The following is a 301-nucleotide window of genomic DNA, read 5'->3' as shown; positions in this document are numbered from 1 at the left end:
AAATGATTACGCACCAACAGGATGGGAATCAGTAAGAATCCAGCACAATGATGATGGAACAGTTTCTTTTGGTAGCAGTGCAGATGAAAAAATATTCACATTAGGAAAGTACAAAGACGAAGAAGGAACAGAACATACAAAGCTTGCGGTAAGTTCAAAGTATCACTTAGGAGACAAGGTTGGCAATGAAGAAAAGTTCATTATGTATACAGGTGATGAACCAAAGAAAGCAAGAAAAGTAACATTATCTGATGTTTCAGGTGATAGCGTTCAGGTTTCATGGACAACACCAAAGGAACAT

At 37.5% G+C, this 301-nt stretch carries 1 protein-coding gene; it reads left to right on the top strand.

All coding sequences use genetic code 11. From position 1 onward, the window contains the following. A partial coding sequence (locus NE591_RS14345; protein WP_256156991.1) for a hypothetical protein occupies positions 1-301 on the top strand: 301 nt, incomplete at both ends.

Origin of the sequence: Adlercreutzia sp. DFI.6.23 (genome assembly GCF_024462535.1) — a bacterium.
In the GTDB taxonomy this organism is placed as follows: domain Bacteria; phylum Actinomycetota; class Coriobacteriia; order Coriobacteriales; family Eggerthellaceae; genus Adlercreutzia; species Adlercreutzia rubneri.
The sequence above is the reverse complement of the archived record's forward strand: the minus strand, read 5'-3'. Positions and strand labels throughout refer to the sequence as shown.